Annotated in this window: 23 protein-coding genes; 18 read left to right on the forward strand and 5 right to left on the reverse strand. The window is 57.9% G+C overall.

Translation table 11 applies throughout. The annotated features are described in order from the left end of the window. Window positions 1-21 precede the first annotated feature (21 nt). The 16 genes from FKCLFG_RS13500 to bfr all read left to right on the forward strand — a co-directional run bounded on the left by FKCLFG_RS13500 (window position 22) and on the right by bfr (window position 14,060). On the forward strand, window positions 22-507 hold the full coding sequence (locus FKCLFG_RS13500) for an NUDIX hydrolase (RefSeq protein WP_472613591.1): 486 nt from the start codon (window positions 22-24) through the stop codon (window positions 505-507). After that, on the forward strand, window positions 500-1,615 hold the full coding sequence (gene mnmA / locus FKCLFG_RS13505; RefSeq protein WP_472613592.1) for a tRNA 2-thiouridine(34) synthase MnmA: 1,116 nt from the start codon (window positions 500-502) through the stop codon (window positions 1,613-1,615). Before FKCLFG_RS13500 ends, mnmA begins: the two co-directional genes overlap by 8 nt. A 438-nt stretch (window positions 1,616-2,053) precedes the next feature. Continuing rightward, on the forward strand, window positions 2,054-2,248 hold the full coding sequence (gene hemP, locus FKCLFG_RS13510; protein WP_472613593.1) for a hemin uptake protein HemP: 195 nt from the start codon (window positions 2,054-2,056) through the stop codon (window positions 2,246-2,248). A 91-nt stretch (window positions 2,249-2,339) separates the two neighbouring features. Continuing rightward, a complete protein-coding gene (locus FKCLFG_RS13515) occupies window positions 2,340-2,648 on the forward strand; it encodes a hypothetical protein (protein ID WP_472613594.1) in 309 nt (102 codons plus the stop codon). A 56-nt stretch (window positions 2,649-2,704) separates the two neighbouring features. Further along, window positions 2,705-2,923 carry a (2Fe-2S)-binding protein gene (locus FKCLFG_RS13520; RefSeq protein ID WP_472613595.1) on the forward strand — a complete coding sequence of 73 codons (219 nt, stop codon included), beginning with the start codon at window positions 2,705-2,707 and terminating at the stop codon, window positions 2,921-2,923. An 18-nt stretch (window positions 2,924-2,941) separates the two neighbouring features. Further along, entirely contained in the window at window positions 2,942-3,616 is a 675-nt protein-coding gene (locus tag FKCLFG_RS13525; protein WP_472613596.1) for an energy transducer TonB, read from the forward strand. Between the two features lie 61 nt (window positions 3,617-3,677). Further along, window positions 3,678-4,394, forward strand: a complete 717-nt coding sequence (locus FKCLFG_RS13530) for a MotA/TolQ/ExbB proton channel family protein (protein ID WP_472613597.1) — start codon at window positions 3,678-3,680, stop codon at window positions 4,392-4,394. Next, entirely contained in the window at window positions 4,394-4,810 is a 417-nt protein-coding gene (locus tag FKCLFG_RS13535; protein ID WP_472613598.1) for an ExbD/TolR family protein, read from the forward strand. Before FKCLFG_RS13530 ends, FKCLFG_RS13535 begins: the two co-directional genes overlap by 1 nt. Window positions 4,811-4,986: 176 nt before the next feature. Continuing rightward, entirely contained in the window at window positions 4,987-7,209 is a 2,223-nt protein-coding gene (locus FKCLFG_RS13540) for a TonB-dependent receptor (RefSeq protein WP_472613599.1), read from the forward strand. Between the two features lie 91 nt (window positions 7,210-7,300). Next, window positions 7,301-7,981, forward strand: a complete 681-nt coding sequence (locus FKCLFG_RS13545; RefSeq protein WP_472613600.1) for a Fe2+-dependent dioxygenase — start codon at window positions 7,301-7,303, stop codon at window positions 7,979-7,981. Beyond that, entirely contained in the window at window positions 7,978-8,706 is a 729-nt protein-coding gene (locus FKCLFG_RS13550) for a PepSY-associated TM helix domain-containing protein (protein WP_472613601.1), read from the forward strand. The genes FKCLFG_RS13545 and FKCLFG_RS13550 overlap by 4 nt, the downstream gene beginning before the upstream one ends. 210 nt (window positions 8,707-8,916) lie before the next feature. Continuing rightward, window positions 8,917-11,046, forward strand: coding sequence for a TonB-dependent receptor (locus tag FKCLFG_RS13555; protein ID WP_472613602.1), 2,130 nt, complete (start codon window positions 8,917-8,919; stop codon window positions 11,044-11,046). Further along, complete coding sequence (locus FKCLFG_RS13560; RefSeq protein ID WP_472613603.1) at window positions 11,043-11,363, forward strand: iron uptake protein; 321 nt, start codon at window positions 11,043-11,045, stop codon at window positions 11,361-11,363. The genes FKCLFG_RS13555 and FKCLFG_RS13560 overlap by 4 nt, the downstream gene beginning before the upstream one ends. Window positions 11,364-11,373: 10 nt before the next feature. After that, on the forward strand, window positions 11,374-12,951 hold the full coding sequence (locus FKCLFG_RS13565) for a PepSY-associated TM helix domain-containing protein (protein ID WP_472613604.1): 1,578 nt from the start codon (window positions 11,374-11,376) through the stop codon (window positions 12,949-12,951). Then, the gene (locus FKCLFG_RS13570; protein WP_472613605.1) at window positions 12,944-13,342 is read left to right on the forward strand and encodes a DUF3325 domain-containing protein; all 399 of its coding nucleotides are present in this window, start codon (window positions 12,944-12,946) and stop codon (window positions 13,340-13,342) included. Before FKCLFG_RS13565 ends, FKCLFG_RS13570 begins: the two co-directional genes overlap by 8 nt. 241 nt (window positions 13,343-13,583) lie before the next feature. Beyond that, complete coding sequence (gene bfr / locus FKCLFG_RS13575; RefSeq protein ID WP_472615865.1) at window positions 13,584-14,060, forward strand: bacterioferritin; 477 nt, start codon at window positions 13,584-13,586, stop codon at window positions 14,058-14,060. Window positions 14,061-14,255: 195 nt separating this feature from the next. Here bfr and FKCLFG_RS13580 read toward each other — a convergent pair whose 3' ends face one another. From FKCLFG_RS13580 to FKCLFG_RS13590, 3 genes are read right to left on the reverse strand one after another with little or no spacing between them, the layout of a single operon-like run. After that, window positions 14,256-15,530: a TolC family protein gene (locus tag FKCLFG_RS13580; protein ID WP_472613606.1), complete on the reverse strand. Its 1,275-nt coding sequence runs from the start codon at window positions 15,528-15,530 to the stop codon at window positions 14,256-14,258. Between the two features lie 3 nt (window positions 15,531-15,533). Then, window positions 15,534-17,006 carry an HlyD family type I secretion periplasmic adaptor subunit gene (locus FKCLFG_RS13585; RefSeq protein WP_472613607.1) on the reverse strand — a complete coding sequence of 491 codons (1,473 nt, stop codon included), beginning with the start codon at window positions 17,004-17,006 and terminating at the stop codon, window positions 15,534-15,536. After that, window positions 17,003-18,835: a type I secretion system permease/ATPase gene (locus tag FKCLFG_RS13590; RefSeq protein ID WP_472613608.1), complete on the reverse strand. Its 1,833-nt coding sequence runs from the start codon at window positions 18,833-18,835 to the stop codon at window positions 17,003-17,005. The genes FKCLFG_RS13585 and FKCLFG_RS13590 overlap by 4 nt, the downstream gene beginning before the upstream one ends. A gap of 379 nt (window positions 18,836-19,214) precedes the next feature. Here FKCLFG_RS13590 and FKCLFG_RS13595 point away from each other — a divergent pair, with 379 nt between their 5' ends. Then, entirely contained in the window at window positions 19,215-19,469 is a 255-nt protein-coding gene (locus tag FKCLFG_RS13595; protein ID WP_472613609.1) for a hypothetical protein, read from the forward strand. 172 nt (window positions 19,470-19,641) lie between these two features. Here FKCLFG_RS13595 and FKCLFG_RS13600 read toward each other — a convergent pair whose 3' ends face one another. After that, the gene (locus tag FKCLFG_RS13600; protein WP_472613610.1) at window positions 19,642-20,235 is read right to left on the reverse strand and encodes an SCO family protein; all 594 of its coding nucleotides are present in this window, start codon (window positions 20,233-20,235) and stop codon (window positions 19,642-19,644) included. A 62-nt stretch (window positions 20,236-20,297) separates the two neighbouring features. Then, the gene (locus FKCLFG_RS13605) at window positions 20,298-22,025 is read right to left on the reverse strand and encodes a multicopper oxidase family protein (RefSeq protein ID WP_472613611.1); all 1,728 of its coding nucleotides are present in this window, start codon (window positions 22,023-22,025) and stop codon (window positions 20,298-20,300) included. A 569-nt stretch (window positions 22,026-22,594) separates the two neighbouring features. On the opposite strand from FKCLFG_RS13605, the gene FKCLFG_RS13610 reads away from it, so the two are divergent. After that, window positions 22,595-23,287 (forward strand): hypothetical protein, encoded by a 693-nt coding sequence (locus FKCLFG_RS13610; protein ID WP_472613612.1) that lies wholly within the window; start codon window positions 22,595-22,597, stop codon window positions 23,285-23,287. Window positions 23,288-23,307 lie beyond the last annotated feature (20 nt).

Raw genomic sequence — 23,307 nt, forward strand, 5'->3', positions numbered from 1 at the left:
CCGCCACACTCAAGGAAAATTATGACTGACATCTGGAAACCTTCGGTCACGGTCGCCGCTGTGATCGAACGGCAGGGCCGCTTTTTGCTGGTGGAAGAAGAAACCAGCGACGGCATACGTTTCAACCAGCCAGCCGGCCATCTGGAGCCGCAGGAATCGCTCGAACAAGCGGTGGTGCGCGAGACGCTGGAAGAAACCGCGCACGATTTCACGCCCACGGCGCTGATCGGCATGTACATGTCGCGCACCGTATCTGCGCGCACCAAGTGCGACGTAACGTATCTGCGCTTCACATTCACCGGCGAAGTCGGCAAACAACACCAGCAAGCGCTCGATACCGGCATCCTGCGCGCGCTCTGGATGACCTACGAAGAAATCGTGGCGTGCCAAGCCACCCACCGCAGCCCGCTGGTGTTGCGCTGCGTGGACGATTATCTGGCAGGGATTCGGGCTCCGCTGTCGCTGTTGCACACCCACGCCTCGATTTTCGAGGTGCCGCATGGCTAAGAAAAAAGTCGTGATTGGTTTGTCCGGCGGCGTCGATTCCTCGGTTTCGGCCTGGCTGCTGAAACAGCAAGGTTATGAAGTCATCGGCCTGTTCATGAAGAACTGGGAAGACGATGACGATTCCGAATATTGCTCAACCCGCGAAGACTGGATCGATGCGGTCAGCGTGGCCGACGTGGTGGGCATCGATATCGAGGCCGTCAACTTCGCCGCCGAATACAAGGACCGGGTGTTTGCCGACTTCTTGCGCGAATATCAGGCTGGCCGCACGCCCAACCCGGACGTGCTGTGCAACGCCGAAATCAAGTTCAAAGCCTTCCTCGACCATGCGATGAAGCTGGGCGCAGACTATATTGCCACCGGCCACTATGCCCGCGTGCGTGAGATGAATGGCAGTTTTCAATTGCTGAAAGCGCTCGACGCCAGCAAGGATCAAAGCTATTTCCTGCATCGTCTGAATCAGGCGCAACTGGCCAATACCCTGTTTCCGCTGGGTGAAATCCACAAGACCGAGGTGCGCAAGATCGCCGAACAGATCGGCTTGCCGAACGCGAAAAAGAAGGATTCCACCGGCATCTGCTTCATCGGCGAGCGTCCGTTCCGCGAATTCCTGAACCGCTATCTATCCTATCAACATGGCCCGATGAAAACCCCGGACGGCGAAGTGGTGGGCCAGCACGTCGGCCTGAGCTTTTACACGCTGGGCCAGCGCAAGGGCATCGGCATCGGCGGCATCAAGTCGCACCAAAATGCCGATGGCAGTAGCGATGCCTGGTATGTGGCCCGCAAAGATATCGCCAACAACACTTTGTATGTGGTGCAGGGGCACGATCATCCGTGGCTGCTGTCGTCCTCGCTGTCAGCCGATCAGGCCAGCTGGATCTCTGGTGACACGCCAAAATCGGGGCAGTATTCCGCCAAGACGCGCTATCGGCAAGCGGACATGGGCTGCGTTCTTGGGAGTATGGGTTCCGATGCGTTTTCGCTGCAATTCGACCAGGCGCAATGGGCGGTCACGCCAGGGCAATCTGCGGTCTTGTACGATGGCGACATCTGTCTGGGCGGCGGCATCATCGACGCCTCGGTTCAGGTTGATCAAGCCGAATAAAATTTAAAGCAGAAAAAAGGCGCACGCATTCATGCGTGCGCCTTTTTTTGCTGGAAAAACATACAACGCAATATGCTGCGCAAATGCGGCCCATCATAATTACTCTGAATTTTTTGTGGAGTATATTGAAAAACACTGCCGTTACCGCAGTATTACATTGCGTATAGTAAAAATACATGCATATGTATTTTTAATTTCCACCACTTAGCCTAACCCGCCGCCGTATTCAGAAACACCCGATTGGCAGGCATGATTCCATGTCTGCAGCAGCCCTCCCCTGATGTCATCCCCTGCCCAAAGCGCACATATTGTTGTTGCGCAATCACGCTTGTCGCTGGTTCGCGCAGAAAAATCCGGAAAACCGCTTGCCAACCTTCTTTAAATGAATAATAATTCGAACGTGAATGCGAATTGTTCTCATTTGATTAAGGCAAGATTATGACCCGTGCAGCGCAACACCAGAAGAATTCCGGACTCGAAAAAGTGCGCACAGCAGATGCAAGTGACACACCCATTGTGCGCATCAAGAGCCAGGACTTGTTCCAGCAAGCGCGTGAAGTCGAAATCGAGCATGAAGGACGCATTTATCGCTTGCGCCTGACACAACTGAATAAGCTGATTCTGAACGCCTGAATGGCACACGGGCATGACCAAAGCAGCACCACTCCAGCCAGCCGACCGCAACCAGGTAGCCAGCCGAACCAACCTAAACCAGGAGAATTTGATGGCAATCGACACACTGAATTCCGCGCTATACGAACCGAATGCTGCGCCCGCGCAACCGGAGTTGCTGGTCTCGGCCACGCTGCACCTGATGTCGCACTACACCGCAGGCGGCGGCTGCGTCAAACTGGCCTCCGTCATAGAACGGCATCTGAAAGCGCTGGCCGCATTGCCTGAGTTGGCCCCGATCCTGCGCGCCACCTGCCTGCAATTATCCGAACAATGGGAGACCGTGGTCGAACGCACTCTGCCCCAGCCGGACAAGTTCAAACGGTTTAGCAAACTGCTGCTAGGAGCGCGTTTCACATGAACTTTAAAACATCCCATCGGCAATATTTAGCCCACTGAAATGCGAAAGGTGCATCAATGATTGTCTGTCTCTGCAACAACGTTTCCGATCGCAAAATTCGTCAGGCGGTCGATTCCGGCCTGACCTCGATGTCCGCGCTGCGCAAGGAACTCGAGGTCGCGACCTGTTGCGGCAAATGCCATGGCTGCGCCAGAGAAATCCTGCGCGAATGCCTGAGCACCCCGACACGCCAGCCGCAAACGCTAGTCTTTCAAGCGCTTGCGCTGGCTGCATAAGGGCATCGGATGCACGCAATGGCAACAACAGCAATACGTCAGCAGGTCCGGCGTATCGGACCGCTCGGCCTGATTATCCTGCTGCATATCGGTTTCTTTTACGCGCTGCAAAGCGGCTTGCTGAAACAGGCGGTGCAAGCGCTGCCGACGAAGGAAGTGTTCGCCTCCTTCATCACGCCCGACCAGCCGCCCGCACCGGCTCCGCCGAAACCACAGCCAGCGCCGCCGAAAACCGTGCCCATCGTGAAAAAATCGATTGCACCGCGCCCCGCGCCACCCGTCAAAATGACGCCGTCGCCGCAAGCGATCACTGCCGCGCCGCAAACGCCCAGCCCGCCGGCCGAGGTCGCGGTGCCGAGCGTCGCAGAGGCGCCAACGGCACCATCTGCGCCCGCAGCGCCGGCGCCACCGAAAACCATTTCATCCGGGGTCGAATACCTGCAGCCGCCGCAACCGAAATATCCGCCAATCTCGCGCCGCATGGGCGAGGAAGGCCGGGTCATCCTGCGCGTGCTGATCAATGACAAAGGGCGTCCGCAGCAAGTGGACGTACAGCAATCTTCCGGCATCCCGCGCCTGGATGAGGCCGGCAGACAAGCCGTACTGGGCGCGTTGTTCCGGCCGCACATCGATAACGGCCAAGCCGTCGCCGTGTACGCAATCGTGCCGATCAAATTTCAATTAAATAATTAAATTATTAAATTATTAAATAATTGAATAATTAAACAATCAACGCTTATCAAAAGGAAACACTATGCAAGCCAGCCCCTACGGATTGGAAAGTCTCTGGACCCAGGGCGATATCGTCACCAAAGGCGTCGCCTTTCTGCTGCTCGCGATGTCGATCGCATCCTGGTATGTGATCGTCACCAAGGCATGGCAGCTATGGCGCTTCCGCCACGCGGCGCAAGCTGCCGGACACGCATTCTGGGACACCACCACATTATCTGAAGGCGTCGCTTTGCTCGGCAGCGCCAACCCCTACGCCGACATTGCCCAGAGCGGTGAAGAAGCGATGCGCCACCACAATGCACACAAGGGCCATCTGCACGATCAGCTGTCAATGAGCGACTGGGTCACGCTGTCCTTGCGCCAAGCCATCGACGAAGCATCCGGCAAGTTGCAAGCCGGCATGGCGGTGATGGCTTCGGTCGGCTCGACAGCGCCATTCGTCGGCCTGTTCGGCACGGTATGGGGCATTTATCACGCACTGGTAGCCATCGGCACCTCGGGGCAATCCAGCATCGACAAGGTGGCCGGCCCGGTCGGCGAGGCGCTGATCATGACCGCGCTCGGGCTGGCGGTGGCGATCCCGGCCACCTTCGGCTATAACGCGCTGGTGCGCGGCAACAAGGCCACCATCGCCAAATTGAACAAATTCGGCTTCGACCTGCATGCACTCTTCGTCACCGGCGCGCGCTCCGGCAGCCCGGCCAACGACGCCGAACTGAACCTGATCAAGGAGGCGTGATGGCGATCGGCTCCCTGTCGGACGCGGACGACGACTTCAATCCGGAAATCAACACCACGCCGCTGGTGGATGTGATGCTAGTGCTGTTGATCATCTTCATCATCACGATTCCGGCGATGAACCACAGCGTCAAGATCGACTTGCCGCGTGCCACCAACCAGCCCGATCTGGTCAAACCGGAGAACATCAATCTGGCCATTGATGCTGCGGGCACGGTGCATTGGAATAATGAGATCGTGGGCCCGGCCCAGTTGCAAACCCACATCGCTGCGGCAGCGCAAAAAACGCCGCAGCCTGAGCTGCATCTGCGCGCCGAACGCACCACGCAGTACGAAAAAGTAGCGCAAGTGATGGCGGCGGCGCAGTCCGGCGGCTTGAGCAAAATCGGCTTCATCACAGAACCGCAGGCGAAATAATCCAGTGCAATTGCAATATGCAGTGCAACGATCGCAGAGAACATGATTTACGCACTGCACTCTTGGGAGGCGACAGTATTTTGCGTAAGTCTTATTAGATTTTCAACCCATATGGAAGCCAGCCACGTGTCTTAGTGAGACATCAGCCAGCCACCTTTTACCGGTAAGGAGGCATGATGGCTTTTATCAAAACTCGCCCTGCGCTATTAGTGGCACTGGCACTGCAACAACTGTACACCCCTGCTTTCGCACAAACACCCGGCCCCGTACCGTCGACCACCAGCAACTCCAAGGTCGAGGCGGAGCAACTGCCGGAAGTGACCGTCAGCGACAATAAAAACAACGACGATTACGCACCGAGCGTCTCGACAATAGGCGGCAAGACGCCGACGCTCCTGCGCGACATTGCGCAATCGGTCACCGTCATCAACCGCGCAGTACTCAATGAGCAGGCGGCAACCTCGATGACCGAGGCGCTACGCAACGTGCCCGGAATCACGATTTCAGCCGGCGAAGGCGGCGCGATCGGCGACAACATCAATTTGCGCGGATTCTCGGCACGCACCGATGTGTTCCTGGATGGCTTCCGGGATCGCGGCCAATACACGCGCGATACTTTCTCGATTGAGGCGGTGGAAGTATTGAAGGGGCCGTCATCCATGCTGTTCGGCCGCGGCTCTACTGGCGGCGTGATCAACCAAGTCAGCAAAAAACCCAACCTGACAGCATCCAGCGAAGTCAGCGTCAGCGTCGGCACCGACGATACCTATCGCACCGCAGTGGGTCTGAATCGTCCGTTGTCGGAGACTTCGGCATTTCGCATCGAGGCATTTGGGCAAGACACGCAATCCACCCGAGATGTCGTGCACAACAAGGATTGGGGCGTCGCGCCGTCATTGCGCTTTGGGATCGGCACGCCGACCGAAGTGACGCTATCGGGATTGTTTCAGCGCAATAGCGACATACCCGATTACGGCTTTCCGTTCGTGACCACGAATGGCGCCGGCACCGTGCGCAAGCCGGTAGACGCGCCGGCCAATCGCTTTTACGGCTACACCGACGACATCTTCGATCAATCGGTGAATGTCGCCAGCGCCACCATCCGGCACAAAATCAGCCCGAATATCACCCTGCGCAACCAAACCCAGTACAGCCAATATGCAATCGACGCGTCACCGTCGCCGTTGGGCGCCGTCACCCGCATCGGCGGCGGCACCCCGACGCTCGGCGATCCGTTATCGCTGCTCAATGCACCGCGCCAGGATCGCGACCGCCATCTGGGCGATAAATCCCTCTTCAATCAAACCGATCTGATCGCCAAAATTCAGACGGATTCGGTATTGCATACGCTGACCACCGGCCTTGAAATCGGCCGTGATGAATATCATGAAGATCGCTTTGCCTGGAATCCGACCAATGTGCCGATCAACCTCGGCAACCCGGTCAACGGTACCCGTCAAGGTGCGCGCGCACTTAGCCGCACAGTCGAAACCACTGCCGACACATTGGCCGTCTACATCAACGATCAAATCGACCTGAACGAACACTGGAAGTTGGTGGGCGGTCTGCGCTGGGATCGCTACAAGGTTGGCACGACATTACAGAAATTCGCGCTGCCAGCGGGATTTGCTGCTGACACCACACTGCTTTCTGCGCCTCAAACCGATACGATGTTGAGCAACCGCGCCGGCGTGATCTACCAGCCCAACGAAGCGCAGTCTTACTACGTCTCCTACGGCACTTCGTTCAACCCTTCGGCGGAAGCGGTCACACAATCGTCGACAACCGCCAATGTAGCTCCGGAGAAAAATCGCTCGTTTGAAGTGGGCGCCAAACTGGATTTCCTGGGCGGCAACTTGTCATTCAATACGGCGCTATTTCATGTCGAGAAAACCAATGCGCGCACCACCGATGCGCTGACGGGCATTGTGTCGCTGGACGGCGATGTCCGCGTCCAGGGTGTTGAACTGGGTGTGGTTGGGCGCATTACGCCCGCCTGGCAAGTATTGGCGGGCTACACGCTGCTCGATGGCAAAGTGCTCAAATCACGCGACACAGGAACCGGTGTCGATCTTGGCATCCGCGCCGAAGGCAAGACGCTGCAAAATACGCCGCGTCACAGCGTGGCGCTATGGAGCACCTACAGCTTCCTCGGCAACTGGGAAGCGGGCGGCGGCGTGGTGTATTCCTCCAAGCGATACGTGAACAATTTTGAAACTGCGCTGGTCGATGGCTACACCCGATACGACGCAACGCTAGCGTACAAACAAAAGAGTTACGACATCCGCTTGAACCTGCAAAATCTGACTGATGAAAAATATTTTGAGACCGCGTCCGGTGGCAGGGCTACCCCGGTAAGAGGTCGATCGGCGATCGTAACGGTGGCGTATCGCTTCTAATGCATTAGCCGCTTTTATCTGATTGCGTCCCCATAGCGGACGCAATCATTTTAAGGTTTATTCACAAGGTCGGTTCACCAGGATTCATCCCATGTTGCTCACCATCCCCGATGTTTTAAGCCCGGAGCAAATTGCGCACTGCCGCGCTGTCCTGAACGCCGCCGACTGGGTCGATGGACGCATCACCGCCGGCTATCAGGGCAGCAGGGTCAAGGACAATTTGCAGCTGCCGGAAGACGCGCCCGCCGCCCGTGCGCTGGGCGATCTGATTCTGGGCGCGCTGGAGCGCAATCCATTGTTCATCAGCGCCGTGTTGCCGTCTGAAGTCTATCCGCCGCTCTTCAACCGCTACGATGGCGGCCGGCATTTCGGCGACCATATCGATAATGCGGTGCGATTGCTTCCGGGCAGCGGACGCAAAATCCGCACCGATGTTTCGGCCACGCTGTTCCTGGCCGATCCGGACGAATACGATGGCGGCGAATTATTGATCGAAGACACCTACGGCGTGCATTCGGCCAAATTGCCGGCTGGCCACATGATCGTCTACCCGGCGACCAGCCTGCATCGGGTTTCCCCGGTCACACGCGGCGTGCGCATCGCGTCGTTCTTCTGGGTCCAGAGCCTGATTCGCGATGACGCGCAACGCACCATGTTGTTCGATATCGATACTGCAATCCAGCGCCTTAACCAGACTGCCGCCGATGCGCGCGCAATCGTGCAACTCACCGGCTGTTATCACAACTTGTTGCGCATGTGGAGCGCGCCATGACAAAGGCATCGTCCATCAACCCGCACCTCGCCCTCCAGGAGAATCCGATTGATATCGGCGCAACCCCACCTCCGCCACTTCCGCCGCGTTCACCGAACAAGACACGTTCGCGACGGTCCGTGATCATGACATGGCTGCGCAAGACGCATGGCTGGATCGGGCTCTGGGGCGCGGCGCTCGGCCTGCTATTCGGTGGGACTGGCATCTTGCTAAACCACCGGGCGATCATGAAGATACCGGCCGCACAAGTTCAGGAAACGATGTTGCAGCTACCGCTGCCGAGCCCGGCACCGTTAAATGTAAAAAAAATGGCTGACTGGCTGCAGCATGAACTGGCTCTCGATCGCGCTGCCACCCGCACGCGTCGTGAACCGCCACGGCCAGTGGCATGGGGCGATAAATCGCTGCAGCAGCCGGAGCATTGGTCGGTCACCTTTAGTTCTTCACAGGCCAACATGCAGGCGGAATACTGGGTCGGCAACAACTTCGTCACAGTCAAGCGCAATGACCACAATATATTCGGCACCTTGAACAATTTGCACAAAGGCGCCGGCGTTGGCGTCGGCTGGATATTGCTGGCTGATACGCTGGCGGGCAGCATTATCCTGCTGTCGCTGACCGGCGTTTTATTATGGTCGCAACTCAATCGCCGGCGCCTGATCGGCACCGCCATCGGCTTGACGGCGCTCACTCTCATGATCGTTTTTGCGGTACAGGCAATGTAGATCGCAACGGCGTTCGAGATCGCCCATCCCACCCCGCTATTCCGTTTCTAAATCAATCGTGAACGCGAAGCCGACAAAGCGCGCGTTTGATTTAGAAATGGATCGCCTATTCGCATCACCGTTTTTACCCGTTTTTACCTCCTCCAATAGCCAGCCATGTGTCTTTTTGATGCACCAGCCAGCCACATAACTAAGCACAAAAAGCAAATCATGGCATTCAAAAAAACCCAACTGGTGCTGATGGTGAGCGTAGCGGCGCTGTCAGCGCAGCAATCGCAAGCCCAAGTCAAAAACCCGGATTCCGGCGCGCAGGACACGCTCATGCCGCCTGTGGTCGTTTCAGCATCCCGATCGAATATTGAGGCCGACAAGGCGCCTCAAACGGTCGTCATCATCGAGAAGGAAGAAATCGAACGGCAGCTGGCCATTTCGAACAACTCGTCGGATGTCTTGAGCAGCATTCTTCCTTCCTATACGCCCAGTCGCGGCAAGATGAACGGCTCCGGCGAAACGCTGCGGGGACGCACCCCTTTGATATTGATCGATGGCGTGCCGCAATCGAACCCGATGCGCCCTACCGGCCGGGAGGCGCACACCATCGATTTCACCATGGTGGAGCGCATCGAGGTGATTCAGGGCGCCAACGCCATCAATGGCCTGGGCGCCACCGGCGGCACGATCAACATCATCACAAAGCAACCCGCTAAAGGATCTTTCAACCAACATATTGATGTGCAGGCCACGATGCCGACGTCGAACCTGGGCTCCGATGTAATGAGCTACAAGACGACCTATCGCGTGGATGGACGCAAGGACAAGCTGGATTACCTGTTTTCAATCGGCTATGACAATCAGGGTTTGTACCGGGATGGCGGGGGCAGAGCGATCGGGGCCGACACTACGCAGGGCGATCTGATGGATTCCCGAAGCTACGACGTTCTTGGCAAGCTCGGCTACTGGATCGACGACAACCAGCGTCTGCAATTCACCGTCAATCGCTACAAAATCACGTCGAAGGCCAACTACATCGGGATCGCCGGCAATCGGCAGCTCGGAATTCCGTCCACCTCCATCGAAGGCGATCCCGAAGGCACGCCGGCCTCGAACAAGGTTTTGACCTCCAGCGTCAGCTACAACCACTTCAACTTGGGTGGCATGGAATTGTCGGCCATGCTGTTCAACCAGGAATTCGAAGGGCTATTCGGAGCGGATATTTCCCCGACATTCCAGGATGCGTCGATCGCGCCAGTGGGCACGCTCTTTGATCAGTCCCGGGCCGTCGCATCCAAGTACGGCAGCAAGGTCGGTCTGACAAAATCGGACCTTCTGAACGGGCGTCTGAAGTTGACAACTGGTTTTGATACGCTGTTCGACAAGGGCAAACAGGATTTGTACGGCACCGGGCGAACCTATGTGCCCGAATCGGAATACCGCAACCTCTCCTTGTTCGCACAGGGTGAATATCGACTTCTCGACAACGTCACCTTGCATGGCGGCGTGCGCAAGGAAAATGCCGACCTGAAGGTAGCCAGCTACCGCACGCTGGCGGCGAACAAAAACGTACTGGTCGAAGGCGGCACGCTGAAGTTCAATGAGGCGCTGCTCAACGCCGGCATCGTCTACAGCCCGATCCAGGATGTCAGCCTGTTCACCAGCTATTCCGAAGGGTTCGGCATGCCGGACATCGGACGCGCGCTGCGCTCAGTCAACACGCCGGGGCAGAGCATCAGCAACATGCGAAATCTCGAACCGATCCTGACCAGAAGCGTCGAGGCAGGCACACGCATCCGAAAAGGCCCGGTCGATTTCGAAGTCAGCTACTTCAAGTCGGATTCGGATTTCGGCACTCGCATCGTCCCGGTCAACGGCGTATTCATGATGGCGCGGGAAAAAACCCGCATTCAAGGCGTCGAGACCAGCCTCGGCTATCGATTCAACCCCGCGCACCGAGCAAAGCTCTCCTACGCCTACACCAAGGGCCGATATGACAGCAACCAGGACGGCAGCCTGGACGCCAAACTAGACGGCCTGAACGTCGCGCCCAATCGCGTGATCGCAACATGGTCCGCAAACTGGACCGGGAAGCTGGCATCGTTCGTGCAGGTACAGCACGCGTTCAATCAATCCTTCGACGATCCCGCAAAAGAATTCAAGGGTTACACGCTGGTCGATGCCACCTTGAATTACAAGCTACCAAAAGGCGAGTTGCGCCTGGGGGTCGCCAACGTGTTCGACAAGGACTACATCACGTATTACTCGCAAAGCGCGCTGGTCGAACCCAAACGTTATTTCGCCGGACGGGGGCGCACGGTCACGCTGGGCTACTCGCTCGGCTTTTGACATCGCCCACTAACGCTGGCGTGAAAGACATGGACCGGAAGCTGCCGTTCAACTTCGTCCTGCGCTTGCTGGGCGCAGTGTTTGGCGGCTACGCGCTGACGGCGCTGACGGTCGCCGCGGCGGGCGCAGTCATGGCCCGCCTTGGCGTGGCGCGATCCGAGGCGGTGGTCCTGGCGGCGATGCTGGGTTTTGTCGTTTATCTGACGCTGCTGTTGTGGGCTTTCAGCGTGCGCAGCGTGGCGCGGCTGTGGGTGGCGTTGGCGGCCGGCGCGCTGGCCATGTCCGTCCTGTTGCACTTTGTGAACTTTGTGAGCTAGGGGTACAAACATGGAACGCACTTTCGGGAAATCCATGGTCTGGCTGCACACCTGGGCCGGAGTGGTGCTTGGCAGCCTGCTGTTTGCCATCTTCTGGATGGGGACGTTGAGCGTGTTCGACCGCGAGATCGACCGCTGGATGAAGCCGGGGACGCGGCTGACGCCGAGCACGCACAGCATTTCCCTCGACCACATCGCGCGCGCTGTCACTGCGACGATTCCTGCGCAAGCGAGCCAATGGCGGGCCGATCTGCCGACTGAACGGGTGCCGACCCTGGGGTTTTCCTACCGCGACAGCGGAGGGAACGTCAGCGCCCGCCAGCTTGATCCGGCAACGTATGCATTCATCCCGGATCAGGGAACCGAAGCCGGCACCGGCTTCATCTTTCCTTTCCACTACGGCCTGCATCTGAAGTGGCAGGATCTGGGCAAATGGCTGGTGGGCCTGGCGGCGATGACGATGCTGGTGCTGCTGGTTTCCGGAGTGATCATCCACAAGAAAATATTTGTCCAGTTCTTCACCTTCCGGCCAAGCAAGCGCTTGCAGCGCAGCGCCCTGGACTTGCACAACCTGACCGGAGTGATCGGGCTGCCGTTTTATTTCGCGATCACGCTCTCCGGGCTGATCATCTTTATTACGCTCTACTTTCCGCAGGCGCACTGGGGCGTATACGACAGCAGCAAGCAAGCCAAGGCGGCTTTCACCACCGAGGTCTACGGCCGTTTCGCACGGCCCAAAGCCAATACGCCGGGAACGCTCGCTTCGCTGGACGCGATGGTGGAACGCGCCGAGCGCGAGTGGGCGGGAGGGCCGCCCTACTTCGTGCGTGTATGGCATCCGGGGGATGCCAACAGTTATGTCGAGCTGCGCCGCTCCTACGCTCGCGACATTACGATGAACCTGGATCAGATCTACTTCGATGCGGCGAGCGGAAAGGTTTTGCATCACTTCGAGGCGGCGCCGGTGATGACGGTGCAGCGTTTCATCTCGGGCCTGCATTTCATTCAGTTCGAGCACTGGGCGCTGCGCTGGCTGTATTTCCTCGCAGGCTTGTCCGGCTGCGTGATGATCGCCACCGGGTTTATTTTCTGGCTGGAGACGCGCCGCGCGCAGCACGCGAAGAAGGGGCTGGCCGGCGTGCGACTGGTGGAAGGGCTGGCAATTGGCAGCGTCACCGGCATCATGCTTGCCACGCTGACCTTCTTCATTGCCAACAGGCTGCTGCCATTGCCTGCCTCGTTTGCCGGCGTGGAGCGGGCCGGGCTTGAAATCTGGGCCTTCTACCTGATGTGGATCGCCGCCTTTGCGCATGCGTGGTTGCGCCCTGGCCGGGCCTGGCGCGAGCAGGCATGGATGATTGCCGGGCTGTCGGTGCTGGCCGTGCTGCTGAACTGGCTTACCACCGGCGACCATCTCGCGCATGCTCTCGCGACACGGCGCTGGGCAGTGGCCGGCATGGATCTGATGCTGCTGGCGGCGGCCATGCTTGCCGTGGCGGCAGCGCGCCGGCTGGGGCAGCGCGCGCGTGAATTTGCCGCGCCAATCGGACCAGCCGTCTCAATCCCCGGGGAGCGCACGCATGGCTGATGCGTTACTGACGGCCGCTGCGTTTGCCGTCTCCTATTTTTCTTTCGCGCTACTGGCCCTCGCACAAGAGCAGCATTGGCACAGTGTCACCCGCAGCTTGGGGCTGCCGCACCCATCTGCTGCGTCATTGCGGCGCTGGCGCTGGTTTGCCGGCGCCGGCCTTGCGCTCGGTTGCGCGCTGTGCCTGTCTGGCAATGGCACGAGCTTCGGCGTCCTGTTGTGGCTGCTGCTGCTGGGCGCCTGCGTCCTGGCGGTGACATTCACGCTGGCCTGGAAGCCGCAATGGCTGCGCGGCGTCGCAAGCTGTGCTCTGCGTGGGCGGGCGCATCGCGCTGTTGGCCCAATACCGCGCAGCGGCCGAAGGTCCGGGAATTCGTCTGAGCCATCATGACGGCGGCTTGGAGCAGGCGCTCTCGCGCCTGCCGGAAATGATCAACGGCGCGGCTAGTCGCGCTGGCAGACTGTCGCAGCGCAGTCAATGCGCTTTCAATTTGAAGCATTTCGGCCAACAAAATACGCATGGTGTGAAAACAGGCGTGCTAAGTTATTATCCGAAGTCCACCCAGGCATTAGCCAGCACTGCTGCCAGCCAAGCCGATTCCTTCACATCACCCATCACCTACGAGGCCCCCATGAAAGGCGACAAAAACGTCATCAAGTTGCTCAATGCACAACTGACCAATGAACTCACCGCCATCAACCAGTATTTTCTGCATGCGCGCATGTACAAGCACTGGGGACTGGAAAAACTCGGCAAGAAGGAATACGAAGAGTCGATCGGCGAAATGAAGCACGCCGATAAGCTGATCGACCGCATCCTGATGCTGGACGGCTTGCCGAACGTGCAGCTGATGCACAAGATCATGATCGGCGAGAACACGCCCGAGATGCTGAAGTGCGACCTGACGCTGGAATACGGCGCGCAAAAAACCGTCAAGGAAGGCATTGCCATCGCCGAAACCGCCGCCGATTACGTTTCGCGCGACCTGTTTCTGCTGATCCTGGATGACACCGAAGAGCATATCGACTGGATAGAAACGCAGATCGACCTGATCGAGAAAGTCGGCCTGCAAAACTACCAGCAATCACAAATGGGCGCTGCATCCTGATGCTGCATCCTGATTACCACATTAGAATAAATGCAGTGGTATATTAAAAAACACTGCCTTTGCCGCATATATAATATGCGGCAATAAAATATACAGATTGCAGTATTAAAAAAATGCGAAAGACATTATGAATGTCTTTCGCATTTTTTTAACTGCGCGATCGGATCGGCCGGCGGCTTATTGCGTCACGATGGATCAGGCCGGCGCAAACATGATCGACTCGATCTGGCTGAACGATTCAGGGATGGGCGTGGCCAGCTGAATATGCAGGTTCAGCAGATTTTCGGCCAGCGTCAACACCGCGTTCAAATATTCATCCTTGGTCTGGTACAGCGTCTGGATGCTGTTGATCACGTCGAGCTTGTTGCGCACGCCGCCGCGAAAACTCTTTTCGGTCGCTTCGACGCTGAGTTCGGCGGACTCGATGCCTTCCAGCCGGATTGCTATTTCCGCTTGCCCCGCCGCCACCAGTTCCCGCAGCCGCTCGGCATCCAGCCTGGTGCGATGTTCTATATCCCTGGTCTGCTCGCTAAAGCGTTCCGCGTTCGCCAGCGCGCCCGAGACCTGGTAATAATTGCCGACTTGCAAAGCTAAGGACAATTGCAGGCCAATGTAATTATTGGACAAACCGCCCGCCTGCGATCGGGTTGCGACCGCATTTATCGTGGGCAGGAAAGCGCCTTTAGCGCGCGTGACAGCCAGTTCGGCCAGCCGTTCGTTTTGGCGCGCCGCCATCAATTGCGGATTGTCCTGCGCCACGCGGGCCAGCGCATCGTTTTGCGGCGGCAGCGAGATGGCGGGCTTTTTGCGCACCAGCACGAAGGCATTGACGCCGGGAACCGCACCGGTGATCGACGCGAACTGACGCTGGGCCGCGGCCAGTCCGGCGCGCAGCGTAACGTCGGTGGCGCGGGCCTGGTCCAGCCGCACCTGGGCGTCGCGCAGATCGGTAATGGTGCCGGACCCCAGCTCGAACGTGCGCTTGGCCGACCGGGCCTGCTGATCGAAAGCGTCGAGCTTGGCCTGGTTGAGTACCAGGCTTTCGCGCGCCCGCACCAGTTCCGACACGGCCTTGAAATAGCGTTGCGCCAGCTCCTGTTCACGCACCTGATAGGTGGCGTCGGCGAGCAGCGCGCGCGGCTCGCCTTCCCTGAAGGTGGTATAGCGGTCGGCGCTGATGAGCGGCTGGATGAGCGATACCGTGGTCCGTATCGTATTTTCCGTTTCCATCTGCGCCGAGTTCAGCCGCAGCTCCGGATACAGCGCAGCGCGCGATACCTGAGAGGAGACGACGTTCACCTCGCGTTCCGCCCGCGCCGACTGGAACAGCGGCTCATAACGTTTCGCACGTTCGAAGTTTTCGACCAGTTCGCCGTCGGCCGCAGCGGCCAGTCCGGCCGCGGCCAGCAGCAAGGCCAGCATGCACAGCGACAATGGCTTGCGGATTCTGTTTTGGGTTCGCATCGTCATCACTCAACTCTCTTTGAAAGATTTGGCAAAGCGATCCGTCAGCGGCTTGAACAGGTAACTCATGAAGCTGCGCTCGCCGGTCTTGATCACGACGTCGACCGGCATGCCGGCCTGGACCATGCTGTCGCCCAGCAGTTTGTAGCCTTCACGTGTGGTTTCTATCTGCACCAGATAATATTCGAACGGTTGTTCCTTGCTGGTTGCCGGCAGACGGTCGGCGCCGACCATCCTGATCCGGCCGGGAATGACCGGCGTGGTATTGACATTGAATGCGCTGAAACGCATGTCGGCTTCGAGCCCCACCTTGACCTTATCGATCAGGTTCGGCGGTACCTGCGCTTCGACCACCAGCTTGCCTTCGCTGGGGACGATTTCCATCAGCACCACCCCGCCCTGAACCACGCCGCCCACGGTATTCGCTTTCAATCCCACCACCGTGCCGGTGGCCGGCGCGCGCAGTTCGGTCAGGCTCAGGTCGAACTTGAGCGAGTCGACCTTGGCGCGCAGCGCGCCGCGCAGCTTCTGCGTCTCCGCCAGCTGGGTCTCCAGATCGCGCCGGTAGATCGCCACAGTCTGGAGCAGCTGCAGCCGGGTGGCGGCGATGCTGGAATGGGTTTTGCCGAGTTCGGAGGCGGTAGTCGCAATGCTCGCCAGGATGTCGCTGCGCGCACGTTCGACTTCGTTGGCCCGGCTGCGCGGCACGAAGCCTTCGGCGGCCAGATCATTGTTGTTCTTCACTTCCACCGCCATGATCGAAAGCTGTTCGCGACGGGCGACAATGATTTTTTGCAGTTCGGCGGCTTGCGCCGCCAGTCCGGCAATCTGCTCGCGCAGGATTCTGAGCTGCCCTTCGATTTCCTCCTTGCGCGACAGGAAAAGCCGGGTTTGCTGGTGCTTGGCTTCGTCTACACGCGCATCCATCTGCACCATCTTCACCATCTGCTGGCCCACTGGATGGCCGGTCGGCTGCTCTGCGAATTCCGCCAGCCAGGCGATGCTGCGCAGGTTGCCCCGTTCGGACACCAGCCGGCTTTCCGCCGCAACGACATTGATGTAATCGAGTTCGGTGCTGTTGAGCGCGGCATCGATACTGAGCCGGTTCAGCTTGATCAACACATCGCCCTGACGCACCGTGGCGCCTTCGCGCACGAAAATTTGTTCGACCACGCCGCCGGAAGGATGCTGCACGGCCTTGCGGTTGCCCATCACGACTACCGTTCCGCTGACGTTGGCGCCCGAATCGATCGGCGCAAACACCGCCCATACCGCGAACCCGATGAAGGCAACCATGATCAGGCCCGCCGTCTTGCCTTTGACGCGCGACTCTTCGATTCTGATCGGTTCGATGCCGTCGCGGCGCAGCTGGTCGGGGTCGTAGGGATTGAGCTTGCCGAGCAGCCTGGAAGATTTTTTCTCCGGCAGCGACACGACCTTAGGCGCTTCCGTTCCCTGCTGATGCTGCGTAGGGGTTTTCATGCCGCCGCTCCTGTCAGTGGTGTCAATGCTGTTCCTGAAGACTGCTGATGCGGATGCTGATTCGGCTGCTGCCCGCCATGCTGGGGCGCTGCCTGCGGCGCTTTCGCTTCGCGCAATTTGCGCGCGGCCGAGAGCATGTCGGGGACGGAACCGAAGCCGACCTGCTTGCCTGCCGTCAGCACCAGCAGGTAATCCGCGGCGCTGACCAGGTCCGGCCGGTGCGTAGTGAATATCACGGTCGCCCCGGCCGCCTTGAGGTTGCGGATGGTCTGGATCAGGCAGCGTTCGCCGACTTCATCCAGGCTCGCATTCGGCTCATCCATCACGATGTAGCAGGGATCGCCGTAAATAGCGCGGGCAATCGCAAGGCGCTGCTTCTGGCCGCCGGTCAGGACAAAACCGGTTTCCCCCAGCTTGGTGTCGTAGCCTTGCGGATAGGCCAGAACGGTTTCATGCATCCCCGCCATGGTTGCGGCCTTGACGACTTTTTCCGAATCGACCTCGCCCAGGCGGGCGATGTTTTCCGCGATCGTGCCTTCGAAAAACTCGATTTCCTGCGGCACGTAGCCGATGTAGCGTCCGAGGTTGTGCTGCACCCAATCCGACATTTCCGCGCCGTCAAGCCTGACCGAGCCATTGCTCGGACGCCAGACGCCGACCAGGCTTTTTACCAGCGAAGACTTGCCGGCCGCGCTGGGCCCGACCACCGCCAGCACTTGGCCGGGCGCGAGGCTGAAATTGATTCCGCTGAGCACCGGGCGCGCAGACGATGCCGGATGCGCAGCCAGATCGGATACGCTAAGGTTGCCGGTCGGCGCTGGCAATTCCATCCGCTCGCCCTGGACATCGTCTTCGGCAAACAGGCTGTTGAGCCTCTCGTAAGCTTGGCGGGCATTCGAAATATCCTTCCAGCTGGCCAGCACCTTCTGGATCGGCGCGATCGACTTGGCAATCAGGAAGGTAGCCGCCATGACCATGCCGCCGGTGATCAGGCCTTCAATCGCCAGATAGATGCCGAGCCCCATCTGCATCGAAGGCAGCGCCTTGATCAGGAAGTTCGAGATGCCGCCAATCGATCCCGCCGATTCGCTGGCGGAAACCTGCATCCCTACGAAGCCCAGATGCCGCTCGTGCCAGCGCATGCGCAGGCTGCGCTGCATGCCGAGCGCCAGCGCCGTTTCGGCTTGCCGCAGGCTCTGGGCGGCCAGCCGGTTGGCCTCCGCCGAGGCGTTGTTGGCCTCGCCCAGCAGCGGCGTCGAAATTTTCTGGGTCAGATAGGTGACGGCGAGCAGCACGACTGACGATACCAGCGCGAAGATCGCCAGATACGGATGGAAAAACGCGCTGATGACGATGAACACGATGGCAAACGGCGCGCTCATCAGCGCCAGCAGCGGACTGCCGGTCAGGAACTGGCGCAGTTGCACCAGGTCGCCCAGCACCTGATGCACATTGATTTTCTTGCGGCCGACGAAGCGGCGAAACGACATGTCGAACACCTCCGCAGCCAGATCCCAATCGATGCGAAGCGATATCCTGACCATCATCCGGCCCCGGACCCATTCGAGCCCAGACCAGAACAGATACACGCCGAAAACCAGCGCCGACAACGACACCAGCGTGACTTCGCTGCGGCTGGTCAGCACCCGGTCATACAGATTCAGCGTGTAGAGAATCGGGATCACCGAAAGCAGTTCCACCGCTGCCGTCAGGATAAAAACAAACACGAACGCGTGCCGGCATTGCTTCATCACATCAGGCAGTTTGTTGCCCTGCCCTGACGTATCTGAAAACGCGGCATCCGCCACAGACATCGATTTTTTGCTCACAATAATATCCTCTACCGAATTAACGGTAAGTTGCCCCCGCAAGCCGGCGGGTCCAGGTTCAGTTGCCGGTCATGCGATGGTTAGCGCAAGTGTCTGCCGGCGTGATTGCCGAGGCCGTCCACGCCACTCTTTTAGTGATGATGATTCCCCCAATTAACAGCCGCCAGACTGGCAACCTTTACAAATATCGACCGTTACAGGCTGCTCGCTATTTTTTACTGTTTTGGTGCTGCGAAGCGATTGATTGCCAGTAATGTATTGGTTGAAGCGGCATCACCAATTTAACGAAATGTTATTTTGTTTGCAACAAATTTCCGGGGTTCAATAAGCAATGATTGATATTGCTCAGATCAAATACATTTCCGGAATTCAATAAGAAATGTTTGATTTTGCGCAGATTAAAACAGGAGGAAGAAGGCCGTTCAGCGCGGGCGGATTCGGCATGATGCTGTTGTTTACAGCATGGTCAAAATCAGGCTTTTTCACGTTGAAAAACAGCAGCGTAGGTGCGAATTTATTCGCACTTTTAACGACTCCATGCGAACTGATGCGAATAAATTCGCACCTACAAAAAAATGGCATCCCAATGTGCGCACCCGGACGCGACCACCAAACCACGCCACGGCAGTTTTAATGGCTACGCGAATTAACAATTACATTAAACAAAATAAATGCAGGGGTATATTAAAAAACATGATGTTTCACGCACACATATCAAGCGGAACTTAAATATACGGTCATTAGTATATAAAAAAGGCGGAAGACATGTGAGATGTCTTCCGCCTTTTACTGCCAACTCCAAAACGTCAGGCAGCGCCCAGGATGGTGCTGACGATCTGCCCGGTCGAACTGAGCGCCGGCACCATGCACCAGCGGTCGGCTGCCACCTTGCCGATCCGGACCATGCCCGTATGCTTCGAAATATCGGCGTCGGCGGTCGGGTCGCTATCATAAAAACCGAGCTTCCTACGGATGTTTTCCATCTCCGCCGGCTTGCCGGTCAAGAAGGTCCAGCCAGGCTGGATGTCATATTGTTTGACATAGGCGCGCAACGCTTCCGGCGTATCGAACTGCGGCCGCAACGACAGCGAGTACATGAAGATGTCTTTGCCAACCCGCCCGCCCAGCGCCTGCTGCACGCTTTTCATGTTGGCGGTATTGGCGGGACAAATCCCGCTGCAACTGGTGTACATCATGTTGATGACTACGAACTTGCCTTTCAGCAGGTCGTCGTAAAACCGCACGTTTTTACCGTCATGGGTTTGCAGCGTCGCGTTTGAAAAATAAGCGGCGTTGCGGGCGGCGGGCGCCGCTGCCGGCGTGCGTCCGCCGGCAAAGGACAGCGCGGGCAGCGCGGCCAAGCCGCCGGCCGCCCTCAGAAACAGGCGCTTGTTGTTCATGATGGTTCTCCCCTAATGAATGATTGGATGCCGATTGGATGGCGCGGTCGATAGCCTTGCTTTCAGGGCACGATATCGAAGCGGATCATCATCGCGTGGTCTTCATGGATCGTGTTATGACAATGCATCATGTATTTTCCGAGGTAATCCCGGAACCGGATGAACACGCGCAACTCATCGTCGGGGCCTAGCACATAGACGTCCTTGCGGCCGCGTTCGTGCGGCGGCGGCGCGACGCCGTTGCGGCTCAGGATGCGGCCCTCCTCGAAATGAATATGCACCGGATGGCTCCAGCCTCCCTTGCCTTTGAGCACCCAGATTTCCGCGGTGCCGCGCTTCGGGCTCGCAGCGGGCTTGGTGACGTCGAACAGCTTGCCGTTGACGGTCCAGCCGCCGGCTTCGCGGTCGAATTCCCAGCGGCGGGTACGCACCACTTCATTCAGATTGATCGGCGACAGTTCGCGCAGTTTGGGCGGCACTCGACTCATATCTTCTTCCTGCAAGGGCAGGACGACATCGAAGCGCAACAGCTGCGTGCCGGGATTCAGAATGACGCCGCTCGGCCCCCTGCCGCTGGTCTGATCCAGGCGGTTGACGATATACAGCTGGCTGCCGATCGGATAGTCCTTGAAATCGATCACGATGTCGGCGCGCTCCGCCGGACCCAGCCTGACCTTCGACATCGTCAGCGGCTCGGTCAGCAGGTTGCCATCGTTGGCGATATATTTGAACGACTGATTGACACCCTGGTGCACCAGATAGAACTCGTAAAAGCGCGACGGCCCGCCGTCGAGCAGGCGGAAACGGTACTTGCGCGGCGCCACCTTGAAGTAGGGCTGCACCTTGCCGTTGACGCAGAACTTGTCGCCCAGGATGCCGTCGGTCTCGAACTGGTCGTAAGCGAGATAGCCGCCCGAATCGAATTTCATGTCCTGGAACACCAGCGGCACGTCGTACACGCCGATCCCGCTCGGCAGGCGCAGCGCGTTCGGATTGCTGTCCTTTTCATCGCCCGAATCGATTTTGTCGAACAGCAGGTAAAAGCCGGCCAGTCCCTTGTAGACGTTGGGGCCGGTGAAATCCTGCCGGTGGTCGTGGTACCACAGCGTGCCTATCGCTTCGCGCGGGTCGCCGTCGGTGGCGTGGTGCAGCGGGTCGTCGTAGCCGGCATAGCAGTTCGAATACAGGTGGTCCTGGTACTTGCCGGGCGCGCTCAACGTCGGGCCGTACTTGGTTGCGCTGTAGTAGTTGCCGGTGAAGCCGTCGCTCTCGGAGCCGCAATGCAAATTATGCAGATGCGTTGATATTTCCGGCGAACCGAAGCCGATGGGATTGCGCGGTAGCTCGTTGTAGATACGCACGATGATCGGCTCGCCATAGTACGACTGGAAAGTCGGGCCGGGCAGCATGCCGTCGTAGCCCCAGATTTTCTGGGTCGGCAATTCAGGGTGGAACGAATGACTCGCTTCCTTGACCCGCAATTGGTAGTACTTCTGCGGCACGAAATCGGCCCAGTGCTGATGTGCATCCCGGCCGCATTCGCCGTTATTCAGGTTCGCATCCTGGGCCGGCGATGGACTGAGATGATCCACCGGCTCTTTCGGCCGATACACCGGCAGCGCCACCGCGAACGGCGTGGTGTACGGCGCGCGGGCGTCATTGCGGTCGCCGTTCTTGGCGGCCGCATCGCTCAGGCTGCCGCCGACCAGACTTGCGCCGGCGCTGACCGCTCCGGCTTTCAGCAGACGCCGGCGGCCGGCTTGCAGTGCTTCATTTTTTGTTTCAGACACAGGATTCCCCTTTTTTTTGTTTCGGACTGGGCAGCCGCCGGCGGGCAAGTCCTGCCGCTGATGGCGTACATCATGTTGGTAGAAACCGATTTTTTTGCCGCCACCGGTTTTACGGCGGGCGTTCGAAAAATGCGAGGCGCAAGGGCCGGATGATGCAGCGTTCGCCGCGCAGGCGAAAAGTGGCTACAACGCTGCCATTAGCAGCGCCCCCCTTGTTATTCATTTTGCTCCCCGACTTTAATTGCTAATTTTGTAACTTGATGCTACTTGAGCGCTTTAAAAGTCGATTGATAGTTATCAATTCTTTAATCTTATGCGTGACAAATAGGGCGCTGGATTGGCGCATGTTGAACGGTGATTATTCGTCAAAATCAGTGACTATTCAGCGCGCTTGCGGGAGAGGGTGACTGCAAAGTTGACGACTTAATTAATCGCTGCACTCTTCATGGATGCTTTGTCGGGGGTAGCCCGACAGCTACTCACTTTTCTTTGCTTCGCCAAAGAAAAGTAAGCAAAAGAAAAGCGACCGCAGACTTGCCCTTCGGGTACCCGTTTGTGTGCTGCAGAAAATGGGAAATGAAGGAACTCGCTACGCTCAGACAGCCTTCATTTCTGATCCATTTTCTGCAGCACACAAACGGCTGCGTCCACAGCGGCCTAACATCAAAAACAGCGTCACTACAACCGCCAATGACATAAAACAGTCACTTGGATATCAATCGCATAGCAGGATGAATAGATACAAAACAACGATAAAACATGGGGTATGGCAAAAAACAATGCCAATGCCGCACTGTTTACAGGTGAATTTAAAAACACTGGCGATACTATTTATGCTTTTCCGAAGCCTGCCATGGCTGCCGGCAGATACCGCACAAACAAGCCGCAGAAATTTTATTCCGCAACTCAACTGTTTGCTATTTGTCAATAAAATATTTTTGCTGAAAGGCTATCTTAATTTTAAGGTTGTATTTTTCGCAACTGATTGCCGGAAAGTTTATCCGAAGCAGCAAGGCGGCACGGACGTATGCCGAGGCGAGGAAAGCCGTCCATCACCTATAAAACGCAATCAAATCAGCAGTATTCATGAGGGGGAAAAGCAATGGCTTTATTTAATCGACAGGATGTCGAATCCATCCTATTTCAATGTCAATTTCCAGGGTCACGCGCAGCGATCATGCCGATCCGAACGCCAGCGCCGCATCGGCCTAACCGGCGAGCGCGCGGCAAGAAATGATTCTGATCGGACGCACACCCAATGAATACATGCGGCATCAAGCGA

The sequence above is a fragment of the Gelidimonas denitrificans genome (assembly GCF_055694065.1).

What these genes read in the sequence shown, in the direction of transcription:
- FKCLFG_RS13520 (WP_472613595.1), top strand. Translation starts at nt 2,705, where the DNA reads ATGATTGTCTGTCTCTGCAACAACGTTTCCGATCGCAAAATTCGTCAG.
- FKCLFG_RS13515 (WP_472613594.1), top strand. Translation starts at nt 2,340, where the DNA reads ATGGCAATCGACACACTGAATTCCGCGCTATACGAACCGAATGCTGCG.
- hemP (WP_472613593.1), top strand. Translation starts at nt 2,054, where the DNA reads ATGACCCGTGCAGCGCAACACCAGAAGAATTCCGGACTCGAAAAAGTG.
- FKCLFG_RS13565 (WP_472613604.1), top strand. Translation starts at nt 11,374, where the DNA reads ATGGAACGCACTTTCGGGAAATCCATGGTCTGGCTGCACACCTGGGCC.
- FKCLFG_RS13585 (WP_472613607.1), bottom strand. Translation starts at nt 17,006, where the DNA reads ATGAAAACCCCTACGCAGCATCAGCAGGGAACGGAAGCGCCTAAGGTC.
- FKCLFG_RS13595 (WP_472613609.1), top strand. Translation starts at nt 19,215, where the DNA reads ATGTTTGATTTTGCGCAGATTAAAACAGGAGGAAGAAGGCCGTTCAGC.
- FKCLFG_RS13525 (WP_472613596.1), top strand. Translation starts at nt 2,942, where the DNA reads ATGGCAACAACAGCAATACGTCAGCAGGTCCGGCGTATCGGACCGCTC.
- FKCLFG_RS13600 (WP_472613610.1), bottom strand. Translation starts at nt 20,235, where the DNA reads ATGAACAACAAGCGCCTGTTTCTGAGGGCGGCCGGCGGCTTGGCCGCG.
- FKCLFG_RS13530 (WP_472613597.1), top strand. Translation starts at nt 3,678, where the DNA reads ATGCAAGCCAGCCCCTACGGATTGGAAAGTCTCTGGACCCAGGGCGAT.
- mnmA (WP_472613592.1), top strand. Translation starts at nt 500, where the DNA reads ATGGCTAAGAAAAAAGTCGTGATTGGTTTGTCCGGCGGCGTCGATTCC.
- FKCLFG_RS13555 (WP_472613602.1), top strand. Translation starts at nt 8,917, where the DNA reads ATGGCATTCAAAAAAACCCAACTGGTGCTGATGGTGAGCGTAGCGGCG.
- FKCLFG_RS13610 (WP_472613612.1), top strand. Translation starts at nt 22,595, where the DNA reads ATGGGAAATGAAGGAACTCGCTACGCTCAGACAGCCTTCATTTCTGAT.
- FKCLFG_RS13550 (WP_472613601.1), top strand. Translation starts at nt 7,978, where the DNA reads ATGACAAAGGCATCGTCCATCAACCCGCACCTCGCCCTCCAGGAGAAT.
- FKCLFG_RS13545 (WP_472613600.1), top strand. Translation starts at nt 7,301, where the DNA reads ATGTTGCTCACCATCCCCGATGTTTTAAGCCCGGAGCAAATTGCGCAC.
- FKCLFG_RS13540 (WP_472613599.1), top strand. Translation starts at nt 4,987, where the DNA reads ATGGCTTTTATCAAAACTCGCCCTGCGCTATTAGTGGCACTGGCACTG.
- FKCLFG_RS13535 (WP_472613598.1), top strand. Translation starts at nt 4,394, where the DNA reads ATGGCGATCGGCTCCCTGTCGGACGCGGACGACGACTTCAATCCGGAA.
- bfr (WP_472615865.1), top strand. Translation starts at nt 13,584, where the DNA reads ATGAAAGGCGACAAAAACGTCATCAAGTTGCTCAATGCACAACTGACC.
- FKCLFG_RS13570 (WP_472613605.1), top strand. Translation starts at nt 12,944, where the DNA reads ATGGCTGATGCGTTACTGACGGCCGCTGCGTTTGCCGTCTCCTATTTT.
- FKCLFG_RS13500 (WP_472613591.1), top strand. Translation starts at nt 22, where the DNA reads ATGACTGACATCTGGAAACCTTCGGTCACGGTCGCCGCTGTGATCGAA.
- FKCLFG_RS13580 (WP_472613606.1), bottom strand. Translation starts at nt 15,530, where the DNA reads ATGACGATGCGAACCCAAAACAGAATCCGCAAGCCATTGTCGCTGTGC.